Origin of the sequence: Mycoplana azooxidifex (assembly GCF_014196765.1) — a bacterium.
GTDB classification, from domain to species: Bacteria; Pseudomonadota; Alphaproteobacteria; order Rhizobiales; family Rhizobiaceae; genus Mycoplana; species Mycoplana azooxidifex.
In genome coordinates this window covers 371,936-397,308 of sequence record NZ_JACIEE010000003.1, presented here as the reverse complement: position 1 = coordinate 397,308, position 25,373 = coordinate 371,936, and the positions used below count along the sequence as shown (strand labels likewise).

Sequence of the window (25,373 nt, the reverse complement as noted above, 5' to 3'; positions counted from 1 at the left end):
GGCGCGATCCCCTGTGTTAACCCGGCATTAGCCACCGCACGCTTTCGCTGCGGCAAATCCGGCAACCCGGCGCCATCTTTCCGGTCCGTCAACGTTGGCATGATCCACTGCCGCGCACGTCCACGTTGCCGCGCCATCGGGACGGTGCGCAAGGTTGGGGATGAGCCCGCTGGAGATGCCCATGTTCGCCCGCAGTCTGTTCGTCGTTGCTGCCATCGCCGTCGCGGCCGTCTACGTGCCCGGCATGGCGAGCAGCTATCTCGCGGCCGGCCGCACCGAGGGCAAGGCGAACGATGCAAAAACAGCGACCGTCGAGCCGGTCTCGACCGCCCGTTACACCGGCAACCGTGGCGTCACGCTGGAAGCCGATGCCGCCGGCCATTTCTCCGGCCTGTTCACCATCAACGGCCGCAAGCAGAAGGGCATGATCGATACCGGCGCCAGCATGGTGGCGATCAATGTCTCGATGGCGGAACGGCTGGGGATAGCGCGCAAGGAACTCGAGTTCCGCTATGCCGTCAACACCGCCAACGGCCAGGCACGCGCCGCCTATGTCCGCCTCGACAGCGTTGCGATCGGCACGATCAGCGTCCCGGACGTCGGCGCCATGGTGCTGGAGGACAAGGCGCTTTCCGGTATGTTGGTCGGCATGACCTTCCTCAAGGGGCTCTCGTCCTATCAGGTCGACGGCGAGCGGATGCGCCTCATTCGCTGATCCGGCCGACAATCGGGTAGTCCGGCAGCGGGGCGGTGTCCCCGATCGTGTAGAGCGCGCGCAGCCGCGCGACACCGGCAATCGCCTCGTCCAGGGTCTGCGCGTGGACACGTCCGATCTCGTCGCCCACCTCGATGCGCGTGCCGAGCGGTCTCAGCCGGTCGAAGCCGACGCGATGGTCGATCGCCTGGTCGGGCCTCGTCCGCCCGCCGCCCATTTCGATGACGGCCGTTCCCAGCCCGCGCGTATCGCAGCCGGCGAGGTATCCCGCGACCTCCGAAGTCGCCGGCAGGATGATCGGCGCTTTCGATAGGATCCCGGCCGGATTGTCGAGCAGGTCGCCGGGGCCGCCGAGCGACCGCACCATCCTTGAGAACGCTTCGGCGGCGCGTCCGTCCGACAGCGCCTTGTGCGCTCGCTCGTGGGCGGCCGCCGTATCCGCCTCGATACCCCCGCTGACCAGCATTTCCGCAGCCAGCGACAGCACGATGCGCTCGAGCCGGGTTCCCGCCTTCTCTCCGCTGAGAAAAGCGATGCAGTTCTCGATCTCGACGACGTTTCCGACTGCGTCCGCCAGCGGCTGGTTCATGTCGGTGATGAGCGCGCTCGCCCGCAGCCCGGCGCCGTTCGCGACCTCCACCAGCGCCCTTGCCAGCCGCTCGGCATCCGGCCGGCTCGTCATGAAGGCGCCGTTGCCGAGCTTCACGTCGAGCACGAGCGAATGCAGCCCTGCGGCCAGCTTCTTCGACAGGATGGAGGCGGTGATCAGCGGAACGGAATCGACCGTGGCGGTCACGTCGCGGACGGCGTAGAGCCGCCGGTCTGCGGGCGCCAGGTCGGCCGTCTGGCCGATGATCGCACAACCCGCTTCCTTCACCGTCTTGCGAAACAGCGCCGGCGGCGGCGTGATCGTGTAGCCGGGGATCGACTCCAGCTTGTCGAGCGTGCCGCCCGTGTGCCCGAGGCCGCGGCCGGAGATCATGGGCACGGCCAGCCCGCATGCGGCCGCGATCGGCGCCAGCATCAGCGAGACGTTGTCGCCGACCCCCCCGGTCGAATGCTTGTCCGCCACCGGCCGGTCGAGGTCGCGCCAGTCGAGCACCTCCCCGGAATCGCGCATCGCTTCGGTCAGCGCCACGGTCTCGCGCGCGTCCATGCCGCGAAACCAGACGGCCATGGCAAAGGCAGCGACCTGGCCTTCGCTGGCCCGTCCGTCCGTCAGCGCGGCGATGAACGCGCCGATCTCCTCTGCCGTCAGGGCCTCGCCGTCGCGCTTGCGGCGTATGGTCTCCTGCGGGAGCATCGTCAGTAGGCTGCGCTCGGGCTGCCGGATTCGCGGCCCTCAAGAACGGCGATGATGTCGCCGAGGAGGCCGGAGGCGCCGAAGCGGAAGGTGGAGGGGATCGCCCAGTCGGGCCCATGGATCGTCGCGGCGAGGTTGAGGTAGAGGCTAGCGTCGGCGACGGTGCGCACGCCCCCGGCCGCCTTGAAGCCGACATTGCGGCCGCTCTCGCGGATGGCGTTGAGCATGATGTCGGCAGCCTCCAAGGTCGCGTTCACGGCCACCTTGCCGGTCGAGGTCTTGATGAAGTCCGCCCCGGACGAGATCGCCAGGTGCGATGCGTTACGGATCAGGTCGCGGTCCTTCAGTTCGCCGGTCTCGAGGATCGTCTTCAGCACGACAGGCGGCTTGCAGACCGCCCGCACCGCGCCGATCATCGCCCGCACGGCAGCCTCGTCCCCGGCGACCAGCGCCTTGTAGGGAATGACGAGGTCGATCTCGTCGGCGCCGTCGGCGATTGCCTGTTCGGTCTCCGCGACGACCGTGTCCACCGGCAGGTCACCCGAGGGGAAGTTGACCACGGTGGCAATGCGGATCCGGCTGTCCGGTCCGAGCAGGGCGCGGGCCTGCGAAACGAAGCGCGGCCAGATGCAGATCGCGGCCGTCGGGCCGAACGCCGTGTTCGCCTGCCGGCAGAGCGTCTCGATCGCGGCCGGGTCGCAATTGTCGGAGAGGTCCGTCAGGTCGAGCAGCGACAGCGCCTTGGCGGCGACGAGGCGGGGCGTGGTTTCATTCATCGGAAGTCTCTCCGGCCGCGATCATCTCGGCAAGGACGGCAGCGAGCCGCGCACCGCCGACCGGGGCCATGTCCTTGGTTTCATGGTGGCTGAGTTCGGCTCCGGTCATGCCGGCGCCAAAGTTGGTGATGACGGACGCAGCAGCCACCTTCAGCCCGAGGAAGCGCGCGATCAGCACCTCCGGGACGGTCGACATGCCGACGGCATCGGCGCCGAGAACCCGCGCCATGCGGATTTCCGCAGGCGTCTCGAAGCTCGGGCCGGAGAACCACATGTAGACGCCCTGGTGCAGCGGCGTGCCGGTCTTGCGCGCGGCCGCCTCCATCTGCGCGGCAAGCCCCTCGTCATAGGCGTTGGTCATGCCGACGAAACGGTCATCGCTTTCGATGCCGATCAGCGGATTGGCGCCGGAGAAGTTGATGTGGTCGGAAATGCGCATCACCGAGCCTGGCGGCATATCCTCGCGCAGCGAGCCCGCGGAATTGGTCAGGATCAGCGAAGTGACGCCGAGGCCCTTCAGGACCTCGATCGGCCCGCGCATCGCATCGGCGTCGCCCTTCTCGTAGTAGTGCGCCCGGCCCGACAGCATGATCACCGGAACGCCCCTCACGAGCCCGATGACCATCTCGCCGGCATGCCCGGAGACGGAGCTGGAAGGAAAGCTCGGGAGCTCCGAATAGGGGATGCGCACGCCGCCCTCGACGGTGTCGACGAGCGATCCCAGCCCGGAGCCGAGGATGATGCCGTAGCGCGGCACCAGCCCGCCGAGATGGGGAAAGAGATGGTCGACCGCGTCCTTCATCCGATCACCTCCGTTGCGAAGCTGTGCGGCAGGAGCTCGTCCATCGTCATCGTCTTCTTCACGCCCGTTTCGTCGCAAAGGTAGATGCGTGTCGAGGCGGAGGCGAACTCGGCGATCTTCTGCCGGCAGCCGCCGCAGGGCGGGCAGAGCGGCAGCTTCTCGGCGATCACGGCTATTTCGACGATCTTCTTCGCGCCGGCCATGATCATCGCGCTGATCGCCGTCGGCTCCGCGCACCAGCCTTGCGGAAACGAGATGTTCTCGATGTTGGCCCCGGCATAGACCTTGCCGTCCTCGGCGCGGATCGCCGCTCCCACCGGAAACTTCGAGTAGGGCGCATGCGCGAACGCCATGGCGTCGCGCGCCGCTTCGAACAGGTCTTGGGACATTCTCACCGCTCCTTCACATACGGGACGCCGCCGGCCCTCGGCGGAATGGCCTTGCCGATGAAGCCTGCCAGCAGGACGACGGTGAGGATATAGGGCAGGGCCTGCATCAATTGTACCGGCACCTTGCCGATCAGGGGCAGGGGCGTGCTCTGGTAGCGGATCGCGAACGCGTCGAGGAAGCCGAACAGGAGGCAGGCGAACATCACGGGGACGGGCCGCCACTTGGCGAAGATCAGGGCGGCGAGCGCGATGTAGCCCTTGCCCGCCGTCATCCCTTTGGTCCAGCCGGCATTGGCCGCCAGCGACAGGTAGGCGCCGGCAATGCCGCACAGGATGCCGCAGCAGATCACCCCGCGGTAGCGCATCCAGATCACCGAAATGCCGGCCGTATCGACCGCGCCCGGGTTTTCGCCGACCGCCCGCAGCCGCAGGCCGAACCGCGTGCGATAGAGGATCCACCAGCTGGCCGGCACCATCAGGAAAGCGAGATAGGTCAGAGCCTGGTGGCCGGAGATCAGGTCGGCGTAGATCGGTCCGAGCAGCGGAACACCGCGCAGGGCCTCGGTGAAGGGAAGCTCGATCGCCTGGAAGCGGGCGCCTTCGGCGAGCGCCGGCGTGCGGCCGCCCTGGTGGAACCAGGCCTCTCCGAGAATGACCGTGGAGCCGGCGACGATGAAGTTGATGGCGACGCCCGAGACGATCTGGTTGCCGCGCTGGGTGATCGAGGCATAGCCGTGCACCAGCGACAGAAGGACGGAGACGACGATGGCGGCGAGCAGCCCGGCCATCGCCGATTGCGCGACGAAGGCGACGCAGCCGGCGGCAAAGGCGCCCCCCAGCATCTTGCCTTCCAGGCCGATGTCGAACACGCCGGCGCGCTCGGTGAAGAGGCCGGCAAGTGCGGCTAGGATCAAGGGCGTCGAAAGCCGGACGGTCGACTGCGCGAGCTCGAGGAAGAGCTGAAGGAAATCCATGGACTCAGGCTCCCTTGACGGCCGCGTCCGTGCGTCCGCGCCCGGAGAAGGCTAGGACGGCGCGGGTGATGGCGGGGCGGAACATGTGCTCCAGCGCGCCGGCGAAGAGGATCACGAGACCCTGGATGATGACGATCATGTCGCGCGAGATCGACGGCATCTCGAAGGCGATCTCGGCGCCGCCCTGGTAGAGCACGCCGAACAGGATCGCCGCCGGAATGATCCCGGCCGGATGCGAACGTCCCATCAGCGCCACGGCGATGCCGACGAAACCGGCGCCCTGCACGAAGTCGAGCTGCATGCGGTAGGTCTCGCCCATGATCGGGTTCAGCGCCATCATGCCGGCGAGCGCGCCGGAGATCATCATGGTGATGACGATGATACGGGCCTCCTTGATGCCGGCGTAGCGGGCAGCCTGCGGGCTATGGCCCATGGTGCGCATCTCGTAGCCGAGCTTCGTGCGCCAGATCAGCACCCAGACGCCGAAGGCGGCTGCGAGCGCCAGCAGGAAGGTGACGTTGAAGGGAGAGGTGCCGACGCTGAGCCCGAACATCGCCATCAGCCAGTCGAGCTTCGGCAGCTGCCCGCCGGCGTCGAAAGTGCGCGTCTCCAGCGACATGGAGCCGAGCGGCTTCATCACCCGGTTGAGCATGTAGTTCATCAGGCTCGCGGCGATGAAGTTGAACATGATCGTAGTGATGACGATATGGCTGCCGCGCTTGGCCTGCAGCCAGCCGGGCAGGAACGCCCAGGCGGCGCCGAAGAGCGCTGCCCCGAGGATCGCGATCGGAAACACGACATACCAGGGCATCAGGCGGTCGAGCCAGAGGCAGGCAAGCGCCACGCCGATGCCGGCGACATAGGCCTGCCCCTCGCCGCCGATGTTGAACAGCCCGGCATGGAAGGCGACGGCGACCGCGAGCCCGGTGAAGATGAAGGTGGTGGCGTAGTAGAGCGTGAAGCCGATGTACTCGCCGCGCCCGAAGGCGCCGTTGATCATGTGGTAGGCCGCCTCCAGCGGGCTCTCGCCGACGAGCAGCACGACGAGGCCGGCGACCGCAAAGGCGACGAGGAGATTGACGAGCGGGATGAGGCCATACTCGACCCAGCCCGGCAGCTTCGCATAGGGGGTGCTCATTGCGCGGCCTCCTTCGGGCCTTCGACGCCGGCCATCAGCAGGCCGAGCTCGCCTTCGGAGGCATCGGGCGCGCGTTCGCCGACGACGCGGCCGGCAAACATCACGAGGATCCGGTCGGACAGCGCCCGGATCTCGTCGAGCTCGACCGAGACGAGCAGCACCGCCTTGCCCTGGTCGCGCATCTCGATGATGCGCTTGTGGATGAATTCGATCGCGCCGACGTCGACGCCGCGCGTCGGTTGGCCGATGATCAGCACATCCGGCCCGCGCTCCATCTCGCGGGCCAGCACGATCTTCTGCTGGTTGCCGCCGGAGAAATTGGCCGTCTTCAGCCGCGCGTTCGGTGGGCGGATGTCGTATTTCTGGATCTTCTCCTCTGCGTCGGCGCGGATCGCGTCGACGTCGAGGATAAAGCCTTTGCGGTATTTCGGATCGTCGTGATAGCCGAGGATGGCGTTCTCGCTCTCCTCGAATTTCAGCACCAGGCCGACATGGTGGCGGTCTTCCGGCACATGCGCCAGCCCGCGCTGGCGCAACTCGGCCGGATCGGCATGGCCGGTGACGTCGATCGCCCGGCCGTTCAGCTCGACGCGGCCGGAGACGGCGCGACGGATACCGGCGATCGCCTCCAGAAGCTCCGACTGGCCGTTGCCGGCGACGCCCGCGATACCGACGATCTCGCCGGCGCGCAGGTCGAGAGAGACGTCGTCGACCATCGTCACGCCGCGGCCGTCGCGCACGGTCAGGTTCTTCACCGAGAGCTTGACGTCGCCCGGATGTGCCGCGCCCTTCTCCACGCGCAGCAGCACGCGGCGGCCGACCATCAGCTCGGCCAGTTCCTCCACTGACGTCTTGTCCGTCTCGCGCGTCGCCACCATCTCGCCGCGGCGCATGACGGAGACCTCGTCGGTGATCGCCATGATCTCGCGCAGCTTGTGGGTGATCAGGATGACCGTCTTGCCCTGTGCCTTCAGTTGTTCGAGAATCCGGAACAGGTGGTCTGCCTCTGCCGGCGTGAGCACGCCCGTCGGCTCGTCCAGGATCAGGATGTCGGCCTTGCGGTAGAGCGCCTTCAGGATCTCGACGCGCTGCTGCAGCCCGACCGGCAGTTCCTCGATCACCGCGTCGGGATCGACCTCCAGTGCATACTCCTTTTCCAGCCGCTTCAGCTCGGCCCGCGCCTTGGTAATGCCGGCGTTCAGGATCCAGCTGTCCTCGGCGCCCAGCATGACGTTTTCCAGGACCGTGAAGTTCTCCACCAGCATGAAGTGCTGGTGGACCATGCCGATGCCGGCTGCGATCGCCGCGTTCGGATCGCGTATGCTGATGGCGCGTCCGTCGACCAGGATCTCGCCGCGATCGGCCTGGTAGAAGCCGTAGAGGATGGACATCAGCGTCGACTTGCCCGCCCCGTTCTCGCCGATGATGCCGTGAATGGTCCCTTTTCGGACCTTCAGGTTGATGTCCTTGTTGGCATGGACGAGGCCGAAGCTCTTGTCGATGCCTTTCAGTTCGATTGCCAGTTCACCCATGACGATCCGTTGTTCTCGCATGTGGAAGCCGTCCGTCCGTCTGACGCGGACTTGCGGCCCCACCTCCGGCCAGTCTTCTGTTCAGTCTTGTTGCTTCCGTTCCGCTTGTCCAGCATCATTGCGGGCGGCTGCGTCATTCGATAGATCCACCGCAACGAAGCGGAAGGCCGACGAACCATGACCAATCCCGTGAACCCCGCCGACGACCATGCCGGTCGCATTGCCGCCCTGGAGGAGCATCTGGCCCACCAGAACCGCACCATCGAGGAGCTTTCCGACCAGTTGACGCAGCAGTGGAAGGTGGTCGAGCAGATGCGCGCAAAGCTGGACCGGCTGACCGATCGCTTCCTCGCCCTGGAGGAGAGCGCGCTCGAGGCGCCAGCGATCACCCGTCCGCCGCACTACTGATACTCCGGCAGAAACGGAAAGCCCGCCGGCTCGTTGCGAGACCGGCGGGCTTCCTGTGGCAATGACGATCAATACGGGCAGGTTTCGTCCGACATGTAGTCGTGGACGGTGACCGTGCCGGCGATGATGTCGGCCTTGGCCTTGTCGACGGCAGCCTTCATTTCCGGCGTGATCAGCGGTGCGTTGTTGTCGTCCATGGCGACGCCGACACCGTCCTCCTTGAGGCCGAGAACGTTGATGCCGGGGGTGAACTTGTCCTCGTTCGCCGACTTGAAGGCGTCGTAGACGGCGACGTCGACGCGCTTGAGCATCGAGGTCAGGACCTTGCCGGGGTGCAGCATGTTCTGGTTGGAATCGACGCCGATGCCGAGCTTGCCGGCATCGGCCGCCGCCTGCAGGACGCCCACGCCGGTACCGCCGGCTGCGTGATAGACGACGTCCGACCCCTGGTCGAACTGCGACTTGGCGATTTCGCCGCCCTTGACGGGGTCGTTCCAGGCGTCGGGCGTGGTGCCGGTGTAGGCTTCCAGCACGTTCACGTCGGAGCCGGTCGACTTCGCGCCGCCGATATAGCCGCAGGCGAACTTGTGGATCAGCGGGATGTCCATGCCGCCGACAAAGGAGACGGTCTTGGACTTGGACGCCATGGCCGCCAGGATGCCGGCGAGCCAGGAGCCTTCTTCTTCCTTGAAGACGACGGAGCGGACGTTCGGCTTGTCGACCACCATGTCGATGATGGCGAACTTGGTGTCCGGATACTCGGCTGCGACCTTCTCCAGCGTGGCGGCCCAGGAGAAGCCGGCCATCACGATCGGGTTGTTGCCGTCGCCGGCGAAGCGGCGGAGCGCCTGTTCGCGCTGCGCGTCGTTGGCGATCTCGAAGTCGCGATATTCGATGCCGGTCTCGGCCTTGAACTTTTCGGCGCCGTTGAAGGCTGCTTCGTTGAAGGATTTGTCGAACTTGCCGCCGAGGTCGTAGATGATCGCCGGCTTGATGTCGGCCGCAAGCGCGGTTGCCGACATGGCCGCAGTGGCGAGGAAAGTAAGCAAGGTTTTTTTCATCGTGCAGCCCTGTTGCTATTGATTTTTTTGGGTCCTCCCGCACGTCCGTAAATGACGGTCTGCGGAGCGCCAACCCTGTTCCCGAGGATCAGACCGGGCGATCCTTGCACGCCCACCGCAAAATTTCACGACAATTTTTTCAGTTGGTAAAAAAACGCGCGGGCCCGCCAGGGCCCGCTGTTGAAGGTTTCGTTGCAACCGGGAGAGGCGCCGTCAACCGATGGCGCAGGAGACGCCGGTCCCGCGCAGGCCGCAGTAGCCGCCGGGATTCTTTGCCAGATACTGCTGGTGATAGGGCTCGGCGAAATAGAACGCACCGGCCGGGCCGATTTCCGTCGTGATCCTGCTGCCGTGGCCGGCCGCGTCGAGGGCGGCCTGATACTGATCGCGGACCTTCAGGACCGTCTCCAACTGGTCGTCGCCGGTCGTGTAGATCGCCGAACGGTAGGTCGTGCCGATATCGTTGCCCTGGCGCATGCCCTGGGTCGGGTCGTGCTGCTCGAAGAAGACCTTCAGAAGGTCCTCCAGCGACACGACCTTCGGATCGTAGACGACGCGGACCACCTCGGTATGCCCGGTCAATCCCGTCGTCGTCTCCTGGTAGGTGGGGTTCGGCGTGAACCCGCCGGAATACCCGGCCGCCGTCACATACACCCCCGGGATCTGCCAGTAGAGGCGCTCCGCACCCCAGAAGCAGCCGAGCCCGAGCAGGATGCTGCGGGTATTGTCGGGGTAGGGCCCCTTCAGCGGGCGCCCGTTGACGAAATGCGTCTCCGCCGTCGGGATCGCCTCCGCGCGGCCGGGAAGTGCACCGTCTGGCGCCGGCATCGTCGTCTTCTTGTTGAACATGTCGATCAGGAACACGCGAACTACTCCTTTCAAGCCCGGATGGCCGGGCGTCTTTCATGGTTGTTCAGGACACAGTCCTTCAGGCGGTGAAGCGGCCCGCGAACGGCCGGCGCTTGTAGCCGATCATCCAGAGCAGCAGCGCCAGCACCAGCAGCACGATCGCCGCCGGCTGCGACAGCACCCAGAGCGTCGCCGGGTCCCAGAGGACCGGATGCACGCGGTTCATCAGCGTGTCGGCGACGAACGCGATCGATTCGGGACTGACCGCACTCCAGGCAACCGCCAGCGGCGTCAGCACGGGCGTGGACGCCGCCACGGACTGGATCGCATCCAGCGACGCCGCCATCACGGCGAGCGCCAAGGCCACCAGACTGAGCATCCTGAAAACGAAGCGTATCATCGACGGTATCACTCCGGCAGGACCTTTGGCCCACTCCCTTGCTTCCGCCTATAGATAAGTGGCGTCGCCATCCGTTGCAATCGGCCTTGACGCAACGCGATCGAACACCTTCAAAATTCTGTCAGAAAGCGGTTGATCCCGCGGCCATCATCGGTATATACCGCGCCGTCCCGCCAACTGGAAACAGCAAGGCGGCCAGCACCGGATTGACCACCGGTTGCTGCGGATGGACAGGTGGCCGAGTGGTTGAAGGCGCACGCCTGGAAAGTGTGTATACGTGGAAGCGTATCGCGGGTTCGAATCCCGCTCTGTCCGCCATTTTTCATTGATATAATAGTTCTTTTGGTGGTTTCTTGACCGAGCGCCCTAACGATTGCGCTCGCGTGCGCAAGGTGCTGGGTCAAGGCCAGCGCCGGCCGGCTGGCCTGTTGGCTTAAAGGATGAAATCGCCCCTCTCCAGGTCCAGCGGGTCGTCGAGGCGGATCGCGAAGTCTGCCTTGCCGTCGCCGTTGCGGTCGGCAGACACGATGGTATCGCCGGAGCGTTTTTCATAGCGAAGTTCTCCGGCGCGGCCGTGAAAGTCGGCGTCTCCTATGAACCGGAATTTCTGATTGCCGTCGGACGATATGCCATTTGCGTCGATCGACGAGACGTCGATGCGATCGCCTCCGTTGAGGCTGAAGTCGTAGATCGTGTCGCGACCGTTGGGGCCCACGGTCGACTCGGCGACGCTCTTGAAGATGAACCGGTCGGCGCCGCCTCCCCCGTAGAGATCGTCCTGGCCGAGGTCTCCGCGGAGCTTGTCCGCGCCGGCGCCGCCCTTCAGGAGGTCGCCGCCGTTACCGCCTCTCAGTTCGTCGTCTCCGGCGTCTCCATACAGGAAATCGTCCCCGCGGTTGCCTTCCAGCCGGTCCGCGTTTTTCCCACCGCGGAGAGTGTCGGCCCCACTGCCGCCCTCCAGCCGGTCGTCTCCGTTGCCGCCGGAGAGGGTGTCGTTGCCGCTGTCGCCCTTGAGCCTGTCCTCGCCACCCAGGCCGTAGAGCGCGTCGTTTCCGCCGCGCCCTTCAAGGCGGTCATCGGCGTTTGTGCCCCTGAGCGTGTTGCCGGAAGATGTGCCTGTCTTGCGAACCATGTTGCTGCCCTCCCACGAAAAGATGGAGACAGGTAGGGCGGCTTCATCGTCCCTCAATCGATCCTATGGACTACGTGCCTCTCTCCAAGGGCGGCCTTTCAGTCGGCAATCTTCAGCCGATAGTGGCGGCCTTCCCGACGCCGATACGCTTTTGCGGGCGGCGGCGCGAGCGGTCGCGGGTCAGATCGATCTGGCCGACCAGTCGGCGATATCGTCCCGCGCGCCGATCAGGGCGAGGCCATGGGCGATGGACAGCAGTTCGCCGCCGCTCTCGATGCGGCCGCGGTCGAAGCGTTGCTCGAACAGCCGCCGGACCGCGGGGACGAACGACGTCCCGCCGGTGAGGAACACCTTGTCGATATCGCCGGCCGTCATGCTCGTCTTCGCCAGGACGTCGTCCAGCGCGCTTTCGATCTGCTGGAGTTCGGGAGCGATCCAGCTCTCGAAATCGGTCCGCCGGACCACCTGGCGCGCGCCCTCGCCGAGCGGCGGAAAGGAGAATTCCGTTTCCTCGGCCGCCGAAAGCCGCATCTTCGTGGCCGAGACGGCCTGGTAGAGCGGATAGCCTTCATCCATCTCGATGAGGTCGACGAAGGTTTCGAGCTTCTCCGGTTCCAGGCTGGCCTGGACCAGTTTCTTCAGTTCCGCGAAATCGCGCAGCGTCTTGAAGATGGAAAGCTGGTTCCAGCGCCCGAAGTTCGCATAGTAGCTCGAGGGCACCTCGAGCACCTTGTCGAAGCTCCTGAACATCGAGCCCTTGCCGATGATCGGGGAGACGATGTTGTCGATGATGCGGAAATCGAAATTGTCGCCGGCCACGCCGACGCCGGAATGGCCGAGCGGCGTCGCGGTCATCCGCCCGGCGTGGCTCTCGAAGCGGATCAGCGAATAGTCCGTCGTGCCTCCGCCGAAATCGGCGACGAGCACGGTGGCGTCGCGCTCGAGGTTGCGCGCGAAATAGAACGCGGCGGCGACCGGCTCATAGACATGGTAGATCTCGGGGAAGCCGAAGCGGCCGAGGGCCGCGTTGTAGCGCTCCGTCGCCAGCCGCTCGTCCGGATTGCTGCCGGCGAATCGCACCGGGCGGCCGACGACGACCCGTCCCGCACGACCGTCCAGCGCGTCGCCGGCATAGTCCCGCAGGCGGGAGAGGAAGGCGTGCATGATGTCTTCGAAGGCGAAGCGCTTGGAGAAAATCAGTGTGCCCTGGAATAGCGGCGAGGCGGCGAACGTCTTGATCGACTGGAGAAACCGGCATTCGCCCGGATTGTCGATGAATTGCGCGATGGCGGCGGGCCCGGCCTCGCAGGCGAGTTCCCGCATGCCGCTCTTCATGAAGGAGAGCGCGGTCCTGAGCGTATCCGTCTCGCCCGCCGGCGTGTGCATGAGGACGGACTGCGTCGATGTTCCGGTGGCGGTCGCAAGAACGGAATTGGTGGTGCCGAAGTCGAGGCCGTAGGCGGTCGTCATGACGGGTCCGATGTGAGGGGAAGGCGGAAGGGAGCGCCTCCTCCCACGTCCGCCGGGCAAAAGCAAGGCCAGCGGTCCGGCGGTTCGCCGCGCGGGCCGACATTGCTACCCTTCCGGCGCGTAGTACGCCTCGAACGTCTCCCAGCTCGTGTCCATCGCATAGGCCGACGACAGATGCGGAATGCCCACATGGCCGAAGTAGAACGACAACTGCCGTTCTGCCTCGCTTTCACGGCGTCCGGCGACGCGGAGGCTGTAGAGCGCCGACGCCAATCCGGTCCGGTCGGATCCGGCCTGGCAATGGATGAGGATCGGCTTCTCCGCTGCCGCCATGATGGCAACGAGTTCATCCGCCCGGCTCGTCGAAAGCTCCTTCGATGCCGACATGCGATAGTCGATGTGATGAACGCCGAGCGCGCGGGCGGTCTGAAGCTCGGCCTCGTACCAGGGCGCGCGGGCATTCTCGCCGCGAAGATTGATGATGGTCCGGATGCCGTGGTCTCTCACATAGGACTCGAGCTGTGCCGGGTTTGGCTGGGCCGAGCGGTAGAGCTCGCCCTCGATGACCGTATGGAAATTGCCGGTGACCTGCAGATTTGCCGCATAGCCGCCAAGGACAGCCCCGGCAAGCAGGCAAAGCGTGGCAAATGCCGTCAGGGGTTTACGCGCAGGAAGAAGACGCATGTTCGCACTCACACCGTGGAGGACCACCCGCTGAATGCAGTCTTTGCCTGACAACCACCTGAAGGGGTGGTGCCAAATCGATGCCGATGATGATTGGAGCCGGTTGGGAAGCACCCGCCTGCGTACACCTTGTCGCCGTGCTTGGGTCGCCATTGGGGAGGCTTCACGCCTCCTTGAACGCGCCGGCCCTCTTCAGGTAGCTGATGACGGCGGTGGCGACGCCGATCACGAGCATCACCAGGGCCAGCAGGACAAGGTAACTGGCGCTTTGATCTGCAACGTCGGAAAATGCAATGCGATAGATTTCCGTTGCAATGACGGCGAAGGCGGCAGCCGCGATCGTCGAATAGTCCTTCGCAAGGACACGAAGAAAGCTGAACCGCATACCTTGCGTGGAGGCGGCAAGATTCGACCACCGCATCGACCAGCGGGGCACGTCCGCCCGGTAGCGATCATAAGCGTCGCCGAACTTCTCCCACAAAAAATCCTCCTCCGCGCGAACGATGCAATGGTAGATGAATAAAAACAGGCAGGTGCCGATCAGTACCACGGCCGGATCTCCGTGAAACAGGAACAGGCCGAAGTAGAGCAGCATGTTGCCGACATAAAGCGGATTGCGGCAGACGCCGAACATGCCCTCGGTGACCAGGTGCTTGGCATAGACCCGCTTGTTCTTTCCGCCGCGCTGGATGTAGGCATAACCGATCACGAGCGCCCTCAGGCCAAGGCCGCAGAAGACGAACAGCAGGGCCACCGCTTCCCGCAGCCGCTCGATCGCGTCTCCATCCGCCGTTGGAATCGTCGGCGCCCTCGTCAGGAAAAGCGCGACGATCACCAGGGGAAAGGCCAGGTTGCGGAACCGGAAGAAGAAGTTGCCGATAGTGACGGTGACGGGTTCCATCGCCCTGTCCTCACTTGACCGCGACAAGGGCGCAGAAGTTGTACCACCGGAAGAACACCTCGACGCTGCTGAACCCCACCTCCTTCAGAAGCTGCGTGTTCTCCTCCAGGCGATACGGAATCAGGACGTTCTCCAGCGCCTCCCTCTTCTTGGCGATCTCGATCTCGGAATATCCGTTTCTGCGCTTGAAATCGTAGTAGTGCTGGATGAAAAGCCGGTTGAACGCGGTTTCCTCGCTCGTCACCTTTTCTATCAGCAAGAGGCATCCCTGATCGTTCAGGCCGCGGTGGACCGTGCTCAGCACGCGCTCGCGGTGGAGCGGCCGGACGAACTGGAGCGTCAGCAGCATCGTGACGACGCTGGCATTGTCGATGACGAACCCCTGGTGGATATCGGCCACCCTCAGATCGATCGGCCGCCGCGTTCCCGCAGCCTCGATCTTCTGGGCCGCTTTCTGAAGCATGTCCGGCGCATTGTCGATGCCGACGAATGCGACGCCCTCCTCGATCTCCCGATCGAGGCTCAGCAGCGTCGTGGCTGTCGAGCAGCCGATGTCGTAGAGATTGGTCCCGCTGCGAGCGAAATCCCTGGCCAGTTCGCAGGCCATCCGCTGCATTTCGTCATAGTGGGGAACGGACCTGCTCACCATGTCGTCGAACACGTCGGCAACGCCGGAGTCGAATGCAAAATCGCCGATTGGCTCTTCCTGGCGGGCAAAAAGCTCGTCGCGCTGATTTGTATGAAGCGTCAGCCGCCACTTGTTCTCGCTCATGTCGCGTCTCCATGCGCTGCTCACACGGCGACACGTACGACACCCAAAGCTGACAGAGACCTGAAGGCTTCGCTATCCAGGGGCAGTCTGCACGGCGGAATGACCCGGAGCGATCCTGCTTTAGCTGCCGGTCGGCCTCACGGGCACCACGATTCGCGCTGCCCCGTCCACGGGCGCGCCAGCCCTCGCGCCACCATCGCATCGCCGATCGACTTGCCGTGGCGAACGACGACCCGCAGCTTGCGGCCATACTGGTCCTCGTCGATCGGCTTCCAGGTCGCAAGCTCGAAATCGCCGGCGTTGAGCAGGATCCGCAGCGCCTCCTTCGCGTCCCCGCCGAGGTTGCGTTCGTGGTCGCATTTCGCCTCCTTGGTCGCCGGCACGTAGATGTCCGCCAGGCGGACTTTGGCGCCGCGGTAGATGAAGTTGGCGCCGTCGACGACGCAGTTGTCCTGCTTGATGCCGCAATAGAAGAAGGCCGCCTCGTCGCCGGCTGCGGGTATCGCCCCTGGTGCCGTCCCAGGTACCGCCCCGGGGATCGCCTCGGGCGGCCGCGGGCCCGGGGTCGGCGCTTCAGCCACGGCTGGAGGGGGACGCCGCTCGGCGGATGCCTCGGTGCGCTTCGGCACGTTCCGCGGCGGTTCGGCCAGCTTCGGGCGGGAGGGGGCGGGCTGTGCGGTAGAGCGGATCGTATTGCCGGGTCGCAACCAGGCCGTCAGGTCGTCGAGGTTCTCGCGCGCGACGATGGCGCCGACGATGGTGATGGCCAGGAGATACCAAGGCCACATGCGGCCGCGTGCGGTGGTCGGCCGTCGGGCAGTCGAACGGCGCTTGCGCTGTTTCTTCGGTGGCATGGCGTGTCCGGAATCGATCGTGAGCAGGTAGCCGTTGGTACCCTCGCTTGGATCCCGATGTCAAAGGATTGGCTGCCCCGGCGGGCGCGGAGCAGGCGATGACGCACCGCGCGCATAACAGGCGTATACTTTTCGTTACTTCCCCCGATAACGGTTTTTTGTTCATCTGGCGTTCAGAAAAGACCGACGCGGCCATCCGCCATGGTGTAGCCTCATCCCGTGAAAGGAAGGCCGATATGCTTCGCACTACCCTGTCCGTGACGGTATTCGTCACGTTTGTCGCCGTCATGTTCGGACTGGCGCTCGTTCCAGACATGGTCGATCACTATTCGCAGTTGAACGAAGCTGAGCAGGTGGCTGTCGTCGAATAGCCTGCGGGAGAGGTTGCGCCGAACGACGAACTGCAGTGCTGCGCCGGGTCGAAGAGCTATAGAACTCGATAATTCGAGCTAGAGTGTATTATTCTACTTGGAACAAACGCTGATTGCATTTAAGTTTCTATGTGTGGCGCCGGCGCCACCCCAGAAAATGCCCCAACCTGTACCTCCCGGCGCCCGCACAGCGCCGGGCTTTCCTGTTGGGGCGTGCCGCTCTTGTTGTGATCTGGTCGCTCCGGCGCCTTTTTTCAGCCGCTTGAAGAGCGTGACCGGTGCCGTCGAGGCTCGCAGAATGGCATGGCGGCCTTTGCTCCAACTCCGAGCCGTCCGGGTGATGCCGTACAGAATCGGCGGGCTGTGATTCATCCGAAGCGCGCGTCGGAACCGCAATGCCGCTTCGGTCGTTCTGTCCGTGTCGCGGGCATAGGCCTGTGGTGACTCGTTCCCATCGGCCGCCCGGCAGCAGTCAGCCCTGCTTGCCCCCGCCGGAAACAGCTGAACTTCCTCGAGAGGAGAAAAAACATGGCAGAATTCGACGCCCAGACGCAGCTTGCAAACCTCCGCGATGAAATCGACAAATTGCGCAAGGAGGTGGCGACCCAATCCTCGCAGGCGATCGGTGAGGTCCGCGATCGCGCCGGCAAGGCGGGACGATCCGTGCGCGCGGCCGCCAAGCAGGGCGCGGGCTATGTCCGTTCGGAAGGAGCCGCAGTGGCCGACGCCGCGCGCGAGCATCCGGCCGCAGTCTCGACGCTGGTTCTGGCCGCCGGACTGGCCGGTGTCGTCCTCGGCTACCTGCTCGGCAGCGTCGAAGACCGGACGCCGCGCAGCCGCTATTGGCGATAGGACGCAGAAGAAAGCGCCGCCCCGACCGGGGCGGCGCTCGATTCGCAGGAACACGTATTCTTTTTCGCCTGCACGGCGGCGCTGTTTCAGCGTCGCCGGAGCCCGAGCAGGTAGCCCACCAGCGCAGCGCCGAACAGCGCACCGAGCGGGTTGGCGGCAACGGCGACACGCACGTCCTCCCGCACCGAGTTCACGCGCGAGACCGCATACTGCCCGCTGCTTTCGGCGATGACGCCAAGGCTCTCGCGAAGCCGGGCGACTTCTTCCTTCAGTACAGCCACTTGCTCGGTGATCGCGGCCTTTGCTGCCTCGGCGTCTGCCGCATCGGCGGACAGGGTTTGCCTTGCATCCTCGATTGCCTTGCCTGTCTTCGTGTCACCGGCGACGACGCCGAGGGATGCGCGCCGGGGCGGCTGCTTTTCATCTACCATGAGAATTCTCCTGATCCGGGGGTTTACAGGCAAGAAACTGGCAAGGGCGGTCTCGGGTTCCACCAGACCGGATTTCGATCCGCAATGCCAGTTTATCATCGAAGAGAGACACGCGTTAACCATTTGCTAACCAAAGGCGATGATGCTGAGGCTATCGGTGCCGAGCCGGAGCATGTCACACGGTTGTAACCGTCGATGGCTAGAAAACGTTCAAAGGCACCCGCCGCAAGGCGGAAACAGATTTGTCCGACGACGCTGACCACGGATGTACTGGCAGCCGGCGGATATCTTCCCGGAGTTCTCCGGGAATGAGGAAGCGGGGTCACGGCCCCGCTTTTTTCACTTTGGCGAGGTTTGCGGTGGACCGGGTCGGCGGGTTCCGCTAGGCATCGGAAGCGACGGCGGCTTCCGCTGGTCCTTCGTCTCTCCTGACACCTCTCCTCCCTCACCTTGCTGCCATGGCCGAAATCGCACTGAATGTAGTTCCCCTCTTCGCCCTTATCCTGCTCGGATGGCTTCTCGTCCGCACGGGCTACCTGCAATCCTCGATAGGCGATGCGTTGGGCGAATTCGTTTTCCGCGTCGCCGTGCCGGTGCTTCTGTTTCGCACGATTGCCGAGGCGACATTCACGGATGAGGCACCTTGGCGTATCTGGGTCGCTTACTTCGCCGGCGTCGCCGTAACATGGACGATCGCGCATTTGACCGCCACCCTGGTCTTCCGCCGTGACCGTCGCGTCGGTGTACTGGCAGGCGTCTCGTCCGCCTTCGCCAATACGGTCTTCATCGGCCTTCCCCTGGTCGCCAATATCATCGGCAAGGACGGTCTGGTCGCGATCTCCGTACTGCTTTCGGTTCATCTGCCGGTGATGATGGTCGCCGGGACGTTGATGATGGAACTCGCCGAGCGTCGCGAAGGCATACGCCCGCCGCAAAGCGTGATTGCCGTGTTGTTCGGGCTGTGCAAGAGCCTGGCCCGTAACCCCCTGGTGATCGGGCTCGTCTGCGGCGCACTCTTTCACCTGGGCGGTGTCCCGCTTCAGGGATCGGGGAAGGTCATCGTCGACCAGATCGCCCTGATCGCCTCGCCGGCAGCGTTGATATCGGTCGGCATGGCGCTGGTGAAATACGGGATTCGCGGCAATGTCGCGCCCGCAATGACGATGTCGCTGTTCAAGTTGTTTCTGTTGCCGGCCAGTGTCTATGTGGCCTGCCGGCTGGTCGGCCTGGCCCCGGACTGGACCGCCGCCATGGTGCTCACCGCCGCCGTGCCGACGGGCGTCAATGCGTGGCTTCTGGCCAACCACTTCAACGTCGGCCACGGCCTGGCGTCCTCGACCATAACCCTGACGACGATGGCGGGAGCCTTGAGCGTTTCGTTCTGGACGTGGCTTCTGGTCTTCTAATCGCTTCTGCTGATCGGCAGGAGCAGGATGGCGTCACAAGCCGGGTCGGTTGGCGGCGATCGCCAGGCGAGAACGCCTCCTTCTGGCACGGATGCGCACCCGTCAAAAGAAAACCCGGCCAATGGCCGGGTTCGAATTCGCAACGATGACGTAGGTGTTTACTGGGCGGCCGGCGCGGCTTCGGGCGCGGCGGGAGCAGTACCCTCGGGAGCAGCCGGCGGGGTTGCCTCTGCACCTTCGGCGGATGGCGAAGGCAGCGGTGCCGGGTTGTCGGAGAGCGTGCGCAGGTAGGCGATCAGGTTGGCGCGCTCGTCGTCCTTCTTCAGGCCCGCAAAGCCCATGGCCGTCCCGGCGACGTATTTCTTCGGCGCCAGCAGGAAATGGTTGAGGTGCTCGAAGTCCCAGGTCTTGCCGCCTTCGGCAAAGGTCTTCATGCCGGCCGAATAGCTGAAGCCCTCGTGTCCCGCGACCGGGCGGTTGACGATGTCCCAGAGATCGGGGCCGACCTTGTTCGGTCCGCCCTTCTCTCCGCTATGACAGGCCTGACACTTCTTGAAGACGGCTTCGCCGGCGCCGGCGTCTGCCGAGGCGAGCAGCGTGGCGATGGGGGTGACTGCCGCTTCTCCGCTGCCGGCCGCTTCTCCGCCTTCTGCAGCGGCCTCGGCGGCGACGATGGCAAATCCCTCCTTCTCGGGGGCCTCCGAATGGAATATGCCTTCCGATGCAATCGATACCGACATCAACACGAAGACGGTGCCGAGCAGGGCTCCCACACCCATGTTCACATAAGGATTCATCCACTACTCCCCAGGGACACGGCAGCACTGCCGCCAGTCTTGAAATCGCGCGGAACCTATGTCTTTTGCTGCTTCGTTGCAACAGTGATTGTGCAGCCGGAGTTGGGACCTTTTGACACTCTTTCCGCTACCTTGAAGGGCAAAGCATGAATTCCCCGAAGTTTGAAGAGACGCTCGTGCTCATCCCCGCGCGCATGGCGTCCACCCGCCTGCCCGGTAAGCCCCTGGCCGACATCGGGGGCGCGCCGATGATCGTGCAGGTCGCCCGGCGGGCGGCCGAATCGGGCGCTGGTCGCGTCGTGGTCGCCGTCGATCACCAGGACACCTTCGATGCGGTCGCGGCCGCCGGCTTCGAGGTTGTCATGACCAAGGTGGAGCACCAGTCCGGCTCCGACCGGATCCATGAAGCGCTGCTGAAATGCGATCCCGATCGCAAGGCGCAGGTCATCATCAACGTCCAGGGTGACCTGCCGACGATCGATCCGGCCACCATCCTCGCCGCGCTGAACCCGCTTGCCGATCCCGCAACGGATATCGCCACGCTCACGACCGAGATCACCGATCCGGAGGAGAAGGCCAACCCGAACGTGGTGAAGGTCGTGGGCTCGCCGATCGGGCCGGGCCGCCTGCGCGCCCTCTATTTCACCCGCGCGACGGCGCCTTACGGCAACGGCCCGCTCTACCATCACATCGGCCTCTATGCCTACCGCCGCAAGGCGCTCGAAACCTTCGTCTCGTTGCCGCCGTCGACGCTGGAAGTGCGTGAATCGCTGGAGCAACTGCGTGCGCTCGAGGCGGGGCTGCGCATCGATGCCGAGATCGTTGACACCGTTCCCCTCGGTGTCGATACTCCCGCCGATCTCGAAAAGGCCCGCCGGCTGCTTTCCGCCGCGCCCCGCTGATGGACCGCCTCATGATACAGAAGAACAACAGGATTGCCTTCCAGGGCGAGTTCGGCGCGAACTCCGACATGGCCTGCCGGGACATGTTCCCGCAGATGGAGCCGCTGCCGTGCCAGACCTTCGAGGAAGCCTTCCTCGCGGTCGAAAATGGCGAGGCGGATCTTGCGATGATCCCGATCGAGAACACGCTTGCCGGGCGGGTCGCCGACATCCATCACCTGCTGCCGGAATCGCGGCTTCACATCGTCGGCGAATATTTCATGCCGATCCGCTTCCAGCTGATGGTCCTGCCCGGCGTCGCCAAGGACGAGATCCGCACCGTCCACAGCCATATCCACGCGCTCGGGCAGTGCCGGCGGATCGTCCGGATGAATGGCTGGAAGCCGGTGATCGCCGGCGACACCGCCGGTGCCGCCAAGCTCGTCGCCGAGACCGGCGACCGCAGCATGGCGGCCCTTGCCCCGCGTCTGGCGGCCGATCTCTACGGGCTCGAGATCATCGCCGAGAACGTCGAGGATTCCGAAAGCAACGTCACGCGCTTTGTCATCCTCGCCCGAGAGGAGGACGTCCCGGCCCGCAAGACGCCGGACGATGTTATCGTCACCACCTTCGTCTTCAACGTGCGCAACATTCCGGCCGCGCTCTACAAGGGGCTCGGCGGCTTTGCGACCAACGGCATCAACATGACGAAGCTGGAGAGCTACCAGATCGGCGGCAAGTTCTTCGCCACCCAGTTCTACGCCGACATCGAGGGTCATCCCGACGATGCCAATGTGCGCCGCGCGCTCGAGGAACTCCGGTTCTTCTCCGAGAAGGTCCGCGTTCTCGGTTCCTACCGGGCGCATCCGATGCGGCTGAACATGTAGGACACTGAATGGCAGCGGCTGGCCGTCGATCAGGCGGGCCAGTCGAGCCAGTCGCGCATCAGGCGGTGGGCGATCGCGCCCTTCGGCGGCGAGGTCGTGGTGCCGGTGACCGGATCGGTGGACGCCGTCCGCGCCAGCATGTCGAGCGTCTCCGCCCGCGTGAACCAGCGGCAGTCCTCCAGTTCCTGCTCGTCGCGATGGATGTCGAGCGACTTCGCCTCCGCATAGCAGCCGATCATCAGCGAGTGCGGCATGGGCCAGGGCTGGGAGGCGTGGTAGCGCACGCGCCCGAGCCGGATGCCCGACTCTTCCAGCGTCTCGCGGCGGACCGCGTGCTCGATCGTCTCGCCGGGTTCGACGAAGCCGGCGAGGCAGGAATACATGCCCGGCGGAAAATGCGGCGAGCGGCCGAGCAGGCAGCGATCCCGCTCCAGGTCGATCGCCAGCATGATGACGACCGGATCGGTGCGCGGAAACGTCTGGTGGCCGCAGGCCGTGCACACCCGGCGGTAGCCGCCGATCTCCATCCGGTTCGCCGCGCCGCACTTGCCGCAGAAGCGGTTGTTGCCGTTCCAGGTCAGGAGCGCGGAAGCCTGCGCGAACTGCCCGAGCAGGTCGTCGTCCAGCATCTGCTGGCGGTAGAGCGTGCGTCCGTCGGAGGCTCTCAGCGGCTCGTGCAGCGTGTCGGGATCGGCGCGGACCGGAACCGCCACCCGCGGCTCGCCGTTCTTCAGGTAGCCGAGCAGGATGGTGTCCTCGACGATCGGATCGAGCCCCGCGAGTTCGTAAGGCGCAAACAACGGATCGATGATCTTCTCGTCATGCTTGACGACGAGCTTGCCGCCGGCAAAGGCGAAGGCGTGGACGCCTTCGGCCTCGAAGGCGCGTTCCACGCAGTCCTCGCCGCGATACTCCGAGCGCCGGTCCAGGCTGTTCTCGGCAAAGGCGACCATGGTGCTGGGTTCGGCATGCGGCAGGTGCAGGTCGAAGATCGATGACGTCATGAGTTGAGATGTTCCAGCAGTTTGGCCGTGAAGGCGTTCTTGTCGGTGTTGTCCCAGGCCTCGGCCATGCCGAAACCCCAGACAGGCCCCGGCCAGTTGGGGTCGCCCTCGCTGCGGGCGATCACATGGACGTGCAGCTGCCGCACGATATTGCCGAGCGCGCCGACATTGATCTTGGTGGCGCCGGTGGCGCGCTTCAGGGCGTCCGCCACCAGGTTGATCTCGAAGGTCAGCATCGTCTGGTCGAGGGGGGTGAGGTCGAACATCTCGAACACGTCTGTGCGCTGCGGCACGAGCACGAGCCACGGCCAGCGCGCATCCCGCATCAGCCGCAATTCGCAAAGTCCGATCCGCGTCAGGAGCTCGCTGTCTCGAGCCAGCCGCGCGTCAGCCTCGAATGGGGTCAAGTCCATCGCTCCCATGTTGCTCCTCACCCCCTGAGTCATGCCACGGCTTGTTGCCGGCACCAACAGTTTTTTGGCATGCCGGCTTGCATTCTGATCCATTATTGCCGATATGGAGGCCGGGAGGTTGGTGGTGGACGAGCCACTCGCCAACCGGGTCAGGTCCGGAAGGAAGCAGCCCCAACGAGCCCGGCACGGGTCATCGTGCCAGCCTCCCACCCAACGTCCTGTCGGGACGCGATTTTCAGGCGATACGGCAGGGGCGCACAGCAGGGCGATGAGCGAAGACACTGCACTTCCGTCAGTTGAAAAGCCCGCCGCATACCGGGTTCTGGCGCGCAAGTATCGCCCCAAGGATTTCACGGACCTCATGGTCGGCCAGGAGCCGATGGTCCGCACCCTCACCAACGCCTTCGAGACCGGCCGCATCGCCCAGGCCTACATGCTCACCGGCGTTCGCGGGGTCGGCAAGACGACGACCGCCCGCATTCTCGCTCGTGCCCTCAACTACAAGACGCCCAAGATCGACCGCCCGACCATCGACCTGCAGGTCCCCGGCGAGCATTGCCAGGCGATCATGGAAGGCCGCCATGTCGACGTCATCGAGATGGACGCCGCCTCCCACACCGGCATCGACGACATCCGCGAGATCATCGAACAGGTGCGCTATCGCCCGGTCTCGGCACGCTACAAGGTCTATATCATCGACGAAGTGCACATGCTCTCCACGCAGGCCTTCAACGGCCTGCTGAAGACGCTCGAGGAGCCGCCCGAGCATGTGAAGTTCATCTTCGCCACCACCGAGATCCGCAAGGTGCCGATCACGGTGCTCTCGCGCTGTCAGCGTTTCGACCTGCGCCGCATCGCCGCGACAGATCTCGTCGGACTGTTCACCACCATCCTGGAAAAGGAAGGCGTGCGGGCGGAGCCGGACGCGCTCGCCATGATCGCGCGCGCGGCCGAGGGCTCGGCCCGCGACGGGCTGTCGCTGCTTGACCAGGCGATCGCCCATGGCGGCGGCGTGGTCGAGGCGTCCGCCGTCCGCTCCATGTTGGGCCTTGCCGATCGCGCCCGCATCGTCGATCTGTTCGGCCACATCGTCCGCGGCGACGTGGCCGCGGCGCTGGCCGAGTTCGCTGCACAGTACGAGGCCGGCGCCAGTCCGGCGGTCGTCCTGACCGATCTTGCCGATTTCACCCATCTCGTCACGCGCATGAAATATGTGCCCGATGCGGCAGGCGACCAGTCGCTGAGCGAGGTCGAGCGGGTGCGCGGTGCCGAGCTGGCGCAGAGCGTCGCAGTCAGCGCGCTGTCGCGCATCTGGCAGATGCTGCTGAAGGGCATTCCCGAGACCGAGGCCTCCAGCCGTCCGGCGGGAGCGGCCGAGATGGTGCTGATCCGCCTCGCCCACGCCGCCCATCTTCCATCGCCGGAAGATGCCGCGCGGCGGCTGGCGGAACTGGCCGGCAGCGGTGGCAACGGGGGAGGGGGCAACGGCCAGCGCGCGCCGTCCGCCTCCGGCCATTCCGGTGCGCCGCAGGCGACGATTGCCGTGTCCGCAGTCGCCCGCAGCCCCGACCAGCCGGCCATGCGCACCGGCGGCGGCGCCACGATGCTGCGCCCGGTTCCGGCTGCCGACGAGCAGGAGCAGGCGTCCGCGCAGGCTGCCCCCCAGGTGGAGCCGGTCGAGGCCGTGCCGCAGCCGAAGGTTCCGGTCCGCTCGCTGGAAGACATCTCCGATCTCTGCACGAAGAACCGCGATATCCGCCTGCGCGCATTGCTGCGCAATTTCGTCCGCCCGGGCCGGTTCGAGCCCGGCCGCGCCGAGATCGGCCTTGCCGACGATGCGCCGAAATCGCTGGTGGGCGACCTGCAGCGCCGCCTGGAGGAATGGACGGGCATCCGCTGGATCCTCATCGTCGCACGCGAGGCGACAGGGCCGACGCTTGCCGAGGCCGAGGCCATGGCGCAGGAAGCGCGCGTCGCCGATGCCAGGCAGGACCCTGACGTCGCTGCCATCCTGCAGCGTTTTCCGGGCGCGAAGATCACCGACGTGCGCATCAAGGCGCCGGAGGTCGAGAGCGAGACTGTCGAGGTGGCTGCCGCCGCCGAATCCGCCGAGGGCGACATCCTGCCCGGCGACGACATCGAATTCTGAAAGCCTAACGAGAACGACGGAA

The 25,373-nt window shown here is 65.2% G+C and carries 28 protein-coding genes, 1 tRNA gene and 1 other RNA gene; 10 read left to right on the top strand and 20 right to left on the bottom strand.

Annotated elements, in window-relative coordinates:
• Positions 1–181 precede the first annotated feature (181 nt).
• Positions 182–715, top strand: coding sequence for a TIGR02281 family clan AA aspartic protease (locus GGQ64_RS08445; RefSeq protein WP_183802050.1), 534 nt, complete (start codon positions 182–184; stop codon positions 713–715).
• On the opposite strand, the gene deoA is transcribed toward GGQ64_RS08445, so the two are convergent.
• The 7 genes from deoA to GGQ64_RS08410 are packed head-to-tail and all read right to left on the bottom strand — an operon-like array spanning position 705 to position 7,629.
• Positions 705–2,024: a thymidine phosphorylase gene (gene deoA / locus GGQ64_RS08440; protein ID WP_183802613.1), complete on the bottom strand. Its 1,320-nt coding sequence runs from the start codon at positions 2,022–2,024 to the stop codon at positions 705–707. The genes GGQ64_RS08445 and deoA overlap by 11 nt on opposite strands.
• Complete coding sequence (deoC, locus tag GGQ64_RS08435) at positions 2,021–2,794, bottom strand: deoxyribose-phosphate aldolase (protein ID WP_183802047.1); 774 nt, start codon at positions 2,792–2,794, stop codon at positions 2,021–2,023. The genes deoA and deoC overlap by 4 nt, the downstream gene beginning before the upstream one ends.
• Complete coding sequence (locus GGQ64_RS08430) at positions 2,787–3,596, bottom strand: purine-nucleoside phosphorylase (protein WP_183802044.1); 810 nt, start codon at positions 3,594–3,596, stop codon at positions 2,787–2,789. Before GGQ64_RS08430 ends, deoC begins: the two co-directional genes overlap by 8 nt.
• A complete protein-coding gene (locus tag GGQ64_RS08425) occupies positions 3,593–3,985 on the bottom strand; it encodes a cytidine deaminase (protein WP_183802041.1) in 393 nt (130 codons plus the stop codon). Before GGQ64_RS08425 ends, GGQ64_RS08430 begins: the two co-directional genes overlap by 4 nt.
• 2 nt (positions 3,986–3,987) lie before the next feature.
• Positions 3,988–4,959: an ABC transporter permease gene (locus GGQ64_RS08420; protein ID WP_183802038.1), complete on the bottom strand. Its 972-nt coding sequence runs from the start codon at positions 4,957–4,959 to the stop codon at positions 3,988–3,990.
• A 4-nt stretch (positions 4,960–4,963) separates the two neighbouring features.
• Positions 4,964–6,097, bottom strand: a complete 1,134-nt coding sequence (locus GGQ64_RS08415; protein ID WP_183802034.1) for an ABC transporter permease — start codon at positions 6,095–6,097, stop codon at positions 4,964–4,966.
• A complete protein-coding gene (locus GGQ64_RS08410) occupies positions 6,094–7,629 on the bottom strand; it encodes an ABC transporter ATP-binding protein (RefSeq protein ID WP_183802611.1) in 1,536 nt (511 codons plus the stop codon). Before GGQ64_RS08410 ends, GGQ64_RS08415 begins: the two co-directional genes overlap by 4 nt.
• Before the next feature lie 177 nt (positions 7,630–7,806).
• On the opposite strand from GGQ64_RS08410, the gene GGQ64_RS08405 reads away from it, so the two are divergent.
• The gene (locus GGQ64_RS08405; protein ID WP_183802031.1) at positions 7,807–8,037 is read left to right on the top strand and encodes a SlyX family protein; all 231 of its coding nucleotides are present in this window, start codon (positions 7,807–7,809) and stop codon (positions 8,035–8,037) included.
• Between the two features lie 68 nt (positions 8,038–8,105).
• On the opposite strand, the gene GGQ64_RS08400 is transcribed toward GGQ64_RS08405, so the two are convergent.
• The 3 genes from GGQ64_RS08400 to GGQ64_RS08390 form a co-directional block, all read right to left on the bottom strand.
• Positions 8,106–9,098 carry a BMP family lipoprotein gene (locus GGQ64_RS08400; protein ID WP_183802028.1) on the bottom strand — a complete coding sequence of 331 codons (993 nt, stop codon included), beginning with the start codon at positions 9,096–9,098 and terminating at the stop codon, positions 8,106–8,108.
• Positions 9,099–9,311: 213 nt separating this feature from the next.
• A complete protein-coding gene (gene msrA / locus GGQ64_RS08395) occupies positions 9,312–9,962 on the bottom strand; it encodes a peptide-methionine (S)-S-oxide reductase MsrA (RefSeq protein ID WP_183802025.1) in 651 nt (216 codons plus the stop codon).
• Between the two features lie 64 nt (positions 9,963–10,026).
• Positions 10,027–10,344: a hypothetical protein gene (locus tag GGQ64_RS08390; protein ID WP_183802608.1), complete on the bottom strand. Its 318-nt coding sequence runs from the start codon at positions 10,342–10,344 to the stop codon at positions 10,027–10,029.
• Positions 10,345–10,575: 231 nt separating this feature from the next.
• Between GGQ64_RS08390 and GGQ64_RS08385 the strand changes: the two genes are divergently transcribed.
• A tRNA-Ser gene (locus tag GGQ64_RS08385) sits at positions 10,576–10,665 on the top strand.
• Positions 10,666–10,780: 115 nt separating this feature from the next.
• Here GGQ64_RS08385 and GGQ64_RS08380 read toward each other — a convergent pair.
• The 6 genes from GGQ64_RS08380 to GGQ64_RS08355 form a co-directional block, all read right to left on the bottom strand.
• Complete coding sequence (locus GGQ64_RS08380) at positions 10,781–11,479, bottom strand: calcium-binding protein (RefSeq protein WP_183802023.1); 699 nt, start codon at positions 11,477–11,479, stop codon at positions 10,781–10,783.
• Between the two features lie 180 nt (positions 11,480–11,659).
• Positions 11,660–12,949 carry an Hsp70 family protein gene (locus tag GGQ64_RS08375; RefSeq protein WP_183802020.1) on the bottom strand — a complete coding sequence of 430 codons (1,290 nt, stop codon included), beginning with the start codon at positions 12,947–12,949 and terminating at the stop codon, positions 11,660–11,662.
• Between the two features lie 105 nt (positions 12,950–13,054).
• Positions 13,055–13,633 carry a dual specificity protein phosphatase family protein gene (locus GGQ64_RS08370; RefSeq protein ID WP_183802017.1) on the bottom strand — a complete coding sequence of 193 codons (579 nt, stop codon included), beginning with the start codon at positions 13,631–13,633 and terminating at the stop codon, positions 13,055–13,057.
• Between the two features lie 163 nt (positions 13,634–13,796).
• On the bottom strand, positions 13,797–14,534 hold the full coding sequence (locus tag GGQ64_RS08365; protein ID WP_183802014.1) for a methyltransferase family protein: 738 nt from the start codon (positions 14,532–14,534) through the stop codon (positions 13,797–13,799).
• Between the two features lie 10 nt (positions 14,535–14,544).
• Entirely contained in the window at positions 14,545–15,306 is a 762-nt protein-coding gene (gene cmoA, locus GGQ64_RS08360) for a carboxy-S-adenosyl-L-methionine synthase CmoA (protein WP_183802011.1), read from the bottom strand.
• A gap of 137 nt (positions 15,307–15,443) precedes the next feature.
• A complete protein-coding gene (locus tag GGQ64_RS08355) occupies positions 15,444–16,160 on the bottom strand; it encodes a thermonuclease family protein (RefSeq protein WP_183802008.1) in 717 nt (238 codons plus the stop codon).
• Positions 16,161–16,396: 236 nt separating this feature from the next.
• Here GGQ64_RS08355 and GGQ64_RS28065 point away from each other — a divergent pair, with 236 nt between their 5' ends.
• On the top strand, positions 16,397–16,531 hold the full coding sequence (locus GGQ64_RS28065; RefSeq protein ID WP_281380510.1) for a hypothetical protein: 135 nt from the start codon (positions 16,397–16,399) through the stop codon (positions 16,529–16,531).
• 528 nt (positions 16,532–17,059) lie between these two features.
• A complete protein-coding gene (locus GGQ64_RS08350; protein ID WP_183802005.1) occupies positions 17,060–17,383 on the top strand; it encodes a hypothetical protein in 324 nt (107 codons plus the stop codon).
• A gap of 86 nt (positions 17,384–17,469) precedes the next feature.
• On the opposite strand, the gene GGQ64_RS08345 is transcribed toward GGQ64_RS08350, so the two are convergent.
• Positions 17,470–17,814: a hypothetical protein gene (locus tag GGQ64_RS08345; RefSeq protein ID WP_183802002.1), complete on the bottom strand. Its 345-nt coding sequence runs from the start codon at positions 17,812–17,814 to the stop codon at positions 17,470–17,472.
• A 458-nt stretch (positions 17,815–18,272) separates the two neighbouring features.
• On the opposite strand from GGQ64_RS08345, the gene GGQ64_RS08340 reads away from it, so the two are divergent.
• Positions 18,273–19,220, top strand: coding sequence for an AEC family transporter (locus GGQ64_RS08340; RefSeq protein WP_183801999.1), 948 nt, complete (start codon positions 18,273–18,275; stop codon positions 19,218–19,220).
• Between the two features lie 158 nt (positions 19,221–19,378).
• Here GGQ64_RS08340 and GGQ64_RS08335 read toward each other — a convergent pair whose 3' ends face one another.
• Positions 19,379–20,017: a c-type cytochrome gene (locus GGQ64_RS08335; RefSeq protein ID WP_183801996.1), complete on the bottom strand. Its 639-nt coding sequence runs from the start codon at positions 20,015–20,017 to the stop codon at positions 19,379–19,381.
• 146 nt (positions 20,018–20,163) lie between these two features.
• Between GGQ64_RS08335 and GGQ64_RS08330 the strand changes: the two genes are divergently transcribed.
• The gene (locus GGQ64_RS08330) at positions 20,164–20,919 is read left to right on the top strand and encodes a 3-deoxy-manno-octulosonate cytidylyltransferase (protein ID WP_183801993.1); all 756 of its coding nucleotides are present in this window, start codon (positions 20,164–20,166) and stop codon (positions 20,917–20,919) included.
• Between the two features lie 11 nt (positions 20,920–20,930).
• On the top strand, positions 20,931–21,785 hold the full coding sequence (locus GGQ64_RS08325) for a prephenate dehydratase (protein ID WP_183801990.1): 855 nt from the start codon (positions 20,931–20,933) through the stop codon (positions 21,783–21,785).
• Positions 21,786–21,814: 29 nt separating this feature from the next.
• On the opposite strand, the gene nudC is transcribed toward GGQ64_RS08325, so the two are convergent.
• Together nudC and GGQ64_RS08315 are read right to left on the bottom strand one after the other, a co-directional pair.
• Positions 21,815–22,789, bottom strand: coding sequence for an NAD(+) diphosphatase (gene nudC / locus GGQ64_RS08320; protein WP_183801987.1), 975 nt, complete (start codon positions 22,787–22,789; stop codon positions 21,815–21,817).
• Entirely contained in the window at positions 22,786–23,202 is a 417-nt protein-coding gene (locus GGQ64_RS08315; RefSeq protein WP_246422496.1) for an HIT domain-containing protein, read from the bottom strand. The genes nudC and GGQ64_RS08315 overlap by 4 nt, the downstream gene beginning before the upstream one ends.
• Before the next feature lie 113 nt (positions 23,203–23,315).
• Here GGQ64_RS08315 and ffs point away from each other — a divergent pair.
• An RNA gene (gene ffs, locus GGQ64_RS08310) (signal recognition particle sRNA small type) lies at positions 23,316–23,412 on the top strand.
• Between the two features lie 58 nt (positions 23,413–23,470).
• Positions 23,471–25,351: a DNA polymerase III subunit gamma/tau gene (locus GGQ64_RS08305; RefSeq protein ID WP_183801981.1), complete on the top strand. Its 1,881-nt coding sequence runs from the start codon at positions 23,471–23,473 to the stop codon at positions 25,349–25,351.
• Positions 25,352–25,373 lie beyond the last annotated feature (22 nt).

Coding starts and splice junctions, on each gene's coding strand:
- GGQ64_RS08325 (WP_183801990.1), top strand. CDS start 20,931: ATGATACAGAAGAACAACAGGATTGCCTTCCAGGGCGAGTTCGGCGCG.
- GGQ64_RS08330 (WP_183801993.1), top strand. CDS start 20,164: ATGAATTCCCCGAAGTTTGAAGAGACGCTCGTGCTCATCCCCGCGCGC.
- GGQ64_RS08350 (WP_183802005.1), top strand. CDS start 17,060: ATGGCAGAATTCGACGCCCAGACGCAGCTTGCAAACCTCCGCGATGAA.
- GGQ64_RS08345 (WP_183802002.1), bottom strand. CDS start 17,814: ATGGTAGATGAAAAGCAGCCGCCCCGGCGCGCATCCCTCGGCGTCGTC.
- GGQ64_RS08340 (WP_183801999.1), top strand. CDS start 18,273: ATGGCCGAAATCGCACTGAATGTAGTTCCCCTCTTCGCCCTTATCCTG.
- GGQ64_RS08425 (WP_183802041.1), bottom strand. CDS start 3,985: ATGTCCCAAGACCTGTTCGAAGCGGCGCGCGACGCCATGGCGTTCGCG.
- cmoA (WP_183802011.1), bottom strand. CDS start 15,306: ATGAGCGAGAACAAGTGGCGGCTGACGCTTCATACAAATCAGCGCGAC.
- GGQ64_RS08400 (WP_183802028.1), bottom strand. CDS start 9,098: ATGAAAAAAACCTTGCTTACTTTCCTCGCCACTGCGGCCATGTCGGCA.
- GGQ64_RS08410 (WP_183802611.1), bottom strand. CDS start 7,629: ATGGGTGAACTGGCAATCGAACTGAAAGGCATCGACAAGAGCTTCGGC.
- nudC (WP_183801987.1), bottom strand. CDS start 22,789: ATGACGTCATCGATCTTCGACCTGCACCTGCCGCATGCCGAACCCAGC.
- GGQ64_RS08305 (WP_183801981.1), top strand. CDS start 23,471: ATGAGCGAAGACACTGCACTTCCGTCAGTTGAAAAGCCCGCCGCATAC.
- GGQ64_RS08315 (WP_246422496.1), bottom strand. CDS start 23,202: ATGGACTTGACCCCATTCGAGGCTGACGCGCGGCTGGCTCGAGACAGC.
- GGQ64_RS08375 (WP_183802020.1), bottom strand. CDS start 12,949: ATGACGACCGCCTACGGCCTCGACTTCGGCACCACCAATTCCGTTCTT.
- GGQ64_RS08445 (WP_183802050.1), top strand. CDS start 182: ATGTTCGCCCGCAGTCTGTTCGTCGTTGCTGCCATCGCCGTCGCGGCC.
- GGQ64_RS08430 (WP_183802044.1), bottom strand. CDS start 3,596: ATGAAGGACGCGGTCGACCATCTCTTTCCCCATCTCGGCGGGCTGGTG.
- GGQ64_RS08420 (WP_183802038.1), bottom strand. CDS start 4,959: ATGGATTTCCTTCAGCTCTTCCTCGAGCTCGCGCAGTCGACCGTCCGG.
- GGQ64_RS08335 (WP_183801996.1), bottom strand. CDS start 20,017: ATGAATCCTTATGTGAACATGGGTGTGGGAGCCCTGCTCGGCACCGTC.
- GGQ64_RS08370 (WP_183802017.1), bottom strand. CDS start 13,633: ATGCGTCTTCTTCCTGCGCGTAAACCCCTGACGGCATTTGCCACGCTT.
- GGQ64_RS08380 (WP_183802023.1), bottom strand. CDS start 11,479: ATGGTTCGCAAGACAGGCACATCTTCCGGCAACACGCTCAGGGGCACA.
- GGQ64_RS28065 (WP_281380510.1), top strand. CDS start 16,397: ATGCTTCGCACTACCCTGTCCGTGACGGTATTCGTCACGTTTGTCGCC.
- GGQ64_RS08415 (WP_183802034.1), bottom strand. CDS start 6,097: ATGAGCACCCCCTATGCGAAGCTGCCGGGCTGGGTCGAGTATGGCCTC.
- GGQ64_RS08365 (WP_183802014.1), bottom strand. CDS start 14,534: ATGGAACCCGTCACCGTCACTATCGGCAACTTCTTCTTCCGGTTCCGC.
- GGQ64_RS08355 (WP_183802008.1), bottom strand. CDS start 16,160: ATGCCACCGAAGAAACAGCGCAAGCGCCGTTCGACTGCCCGACGGCCG.
- GGQ64_RS08405 (WP_183802031.1), top strand. CDS start 7,807: ATGACCAATCCCGTGAACCCCGCCGACGACCATGCCGGTCGCATTGCC.
- deoC (WP_183802047.1), bottom strand. CDS start 2,794: ATGAATGAAACCACGCCCCGCCTCGTCGCCGCCAAGGCGCTGTCGCTG.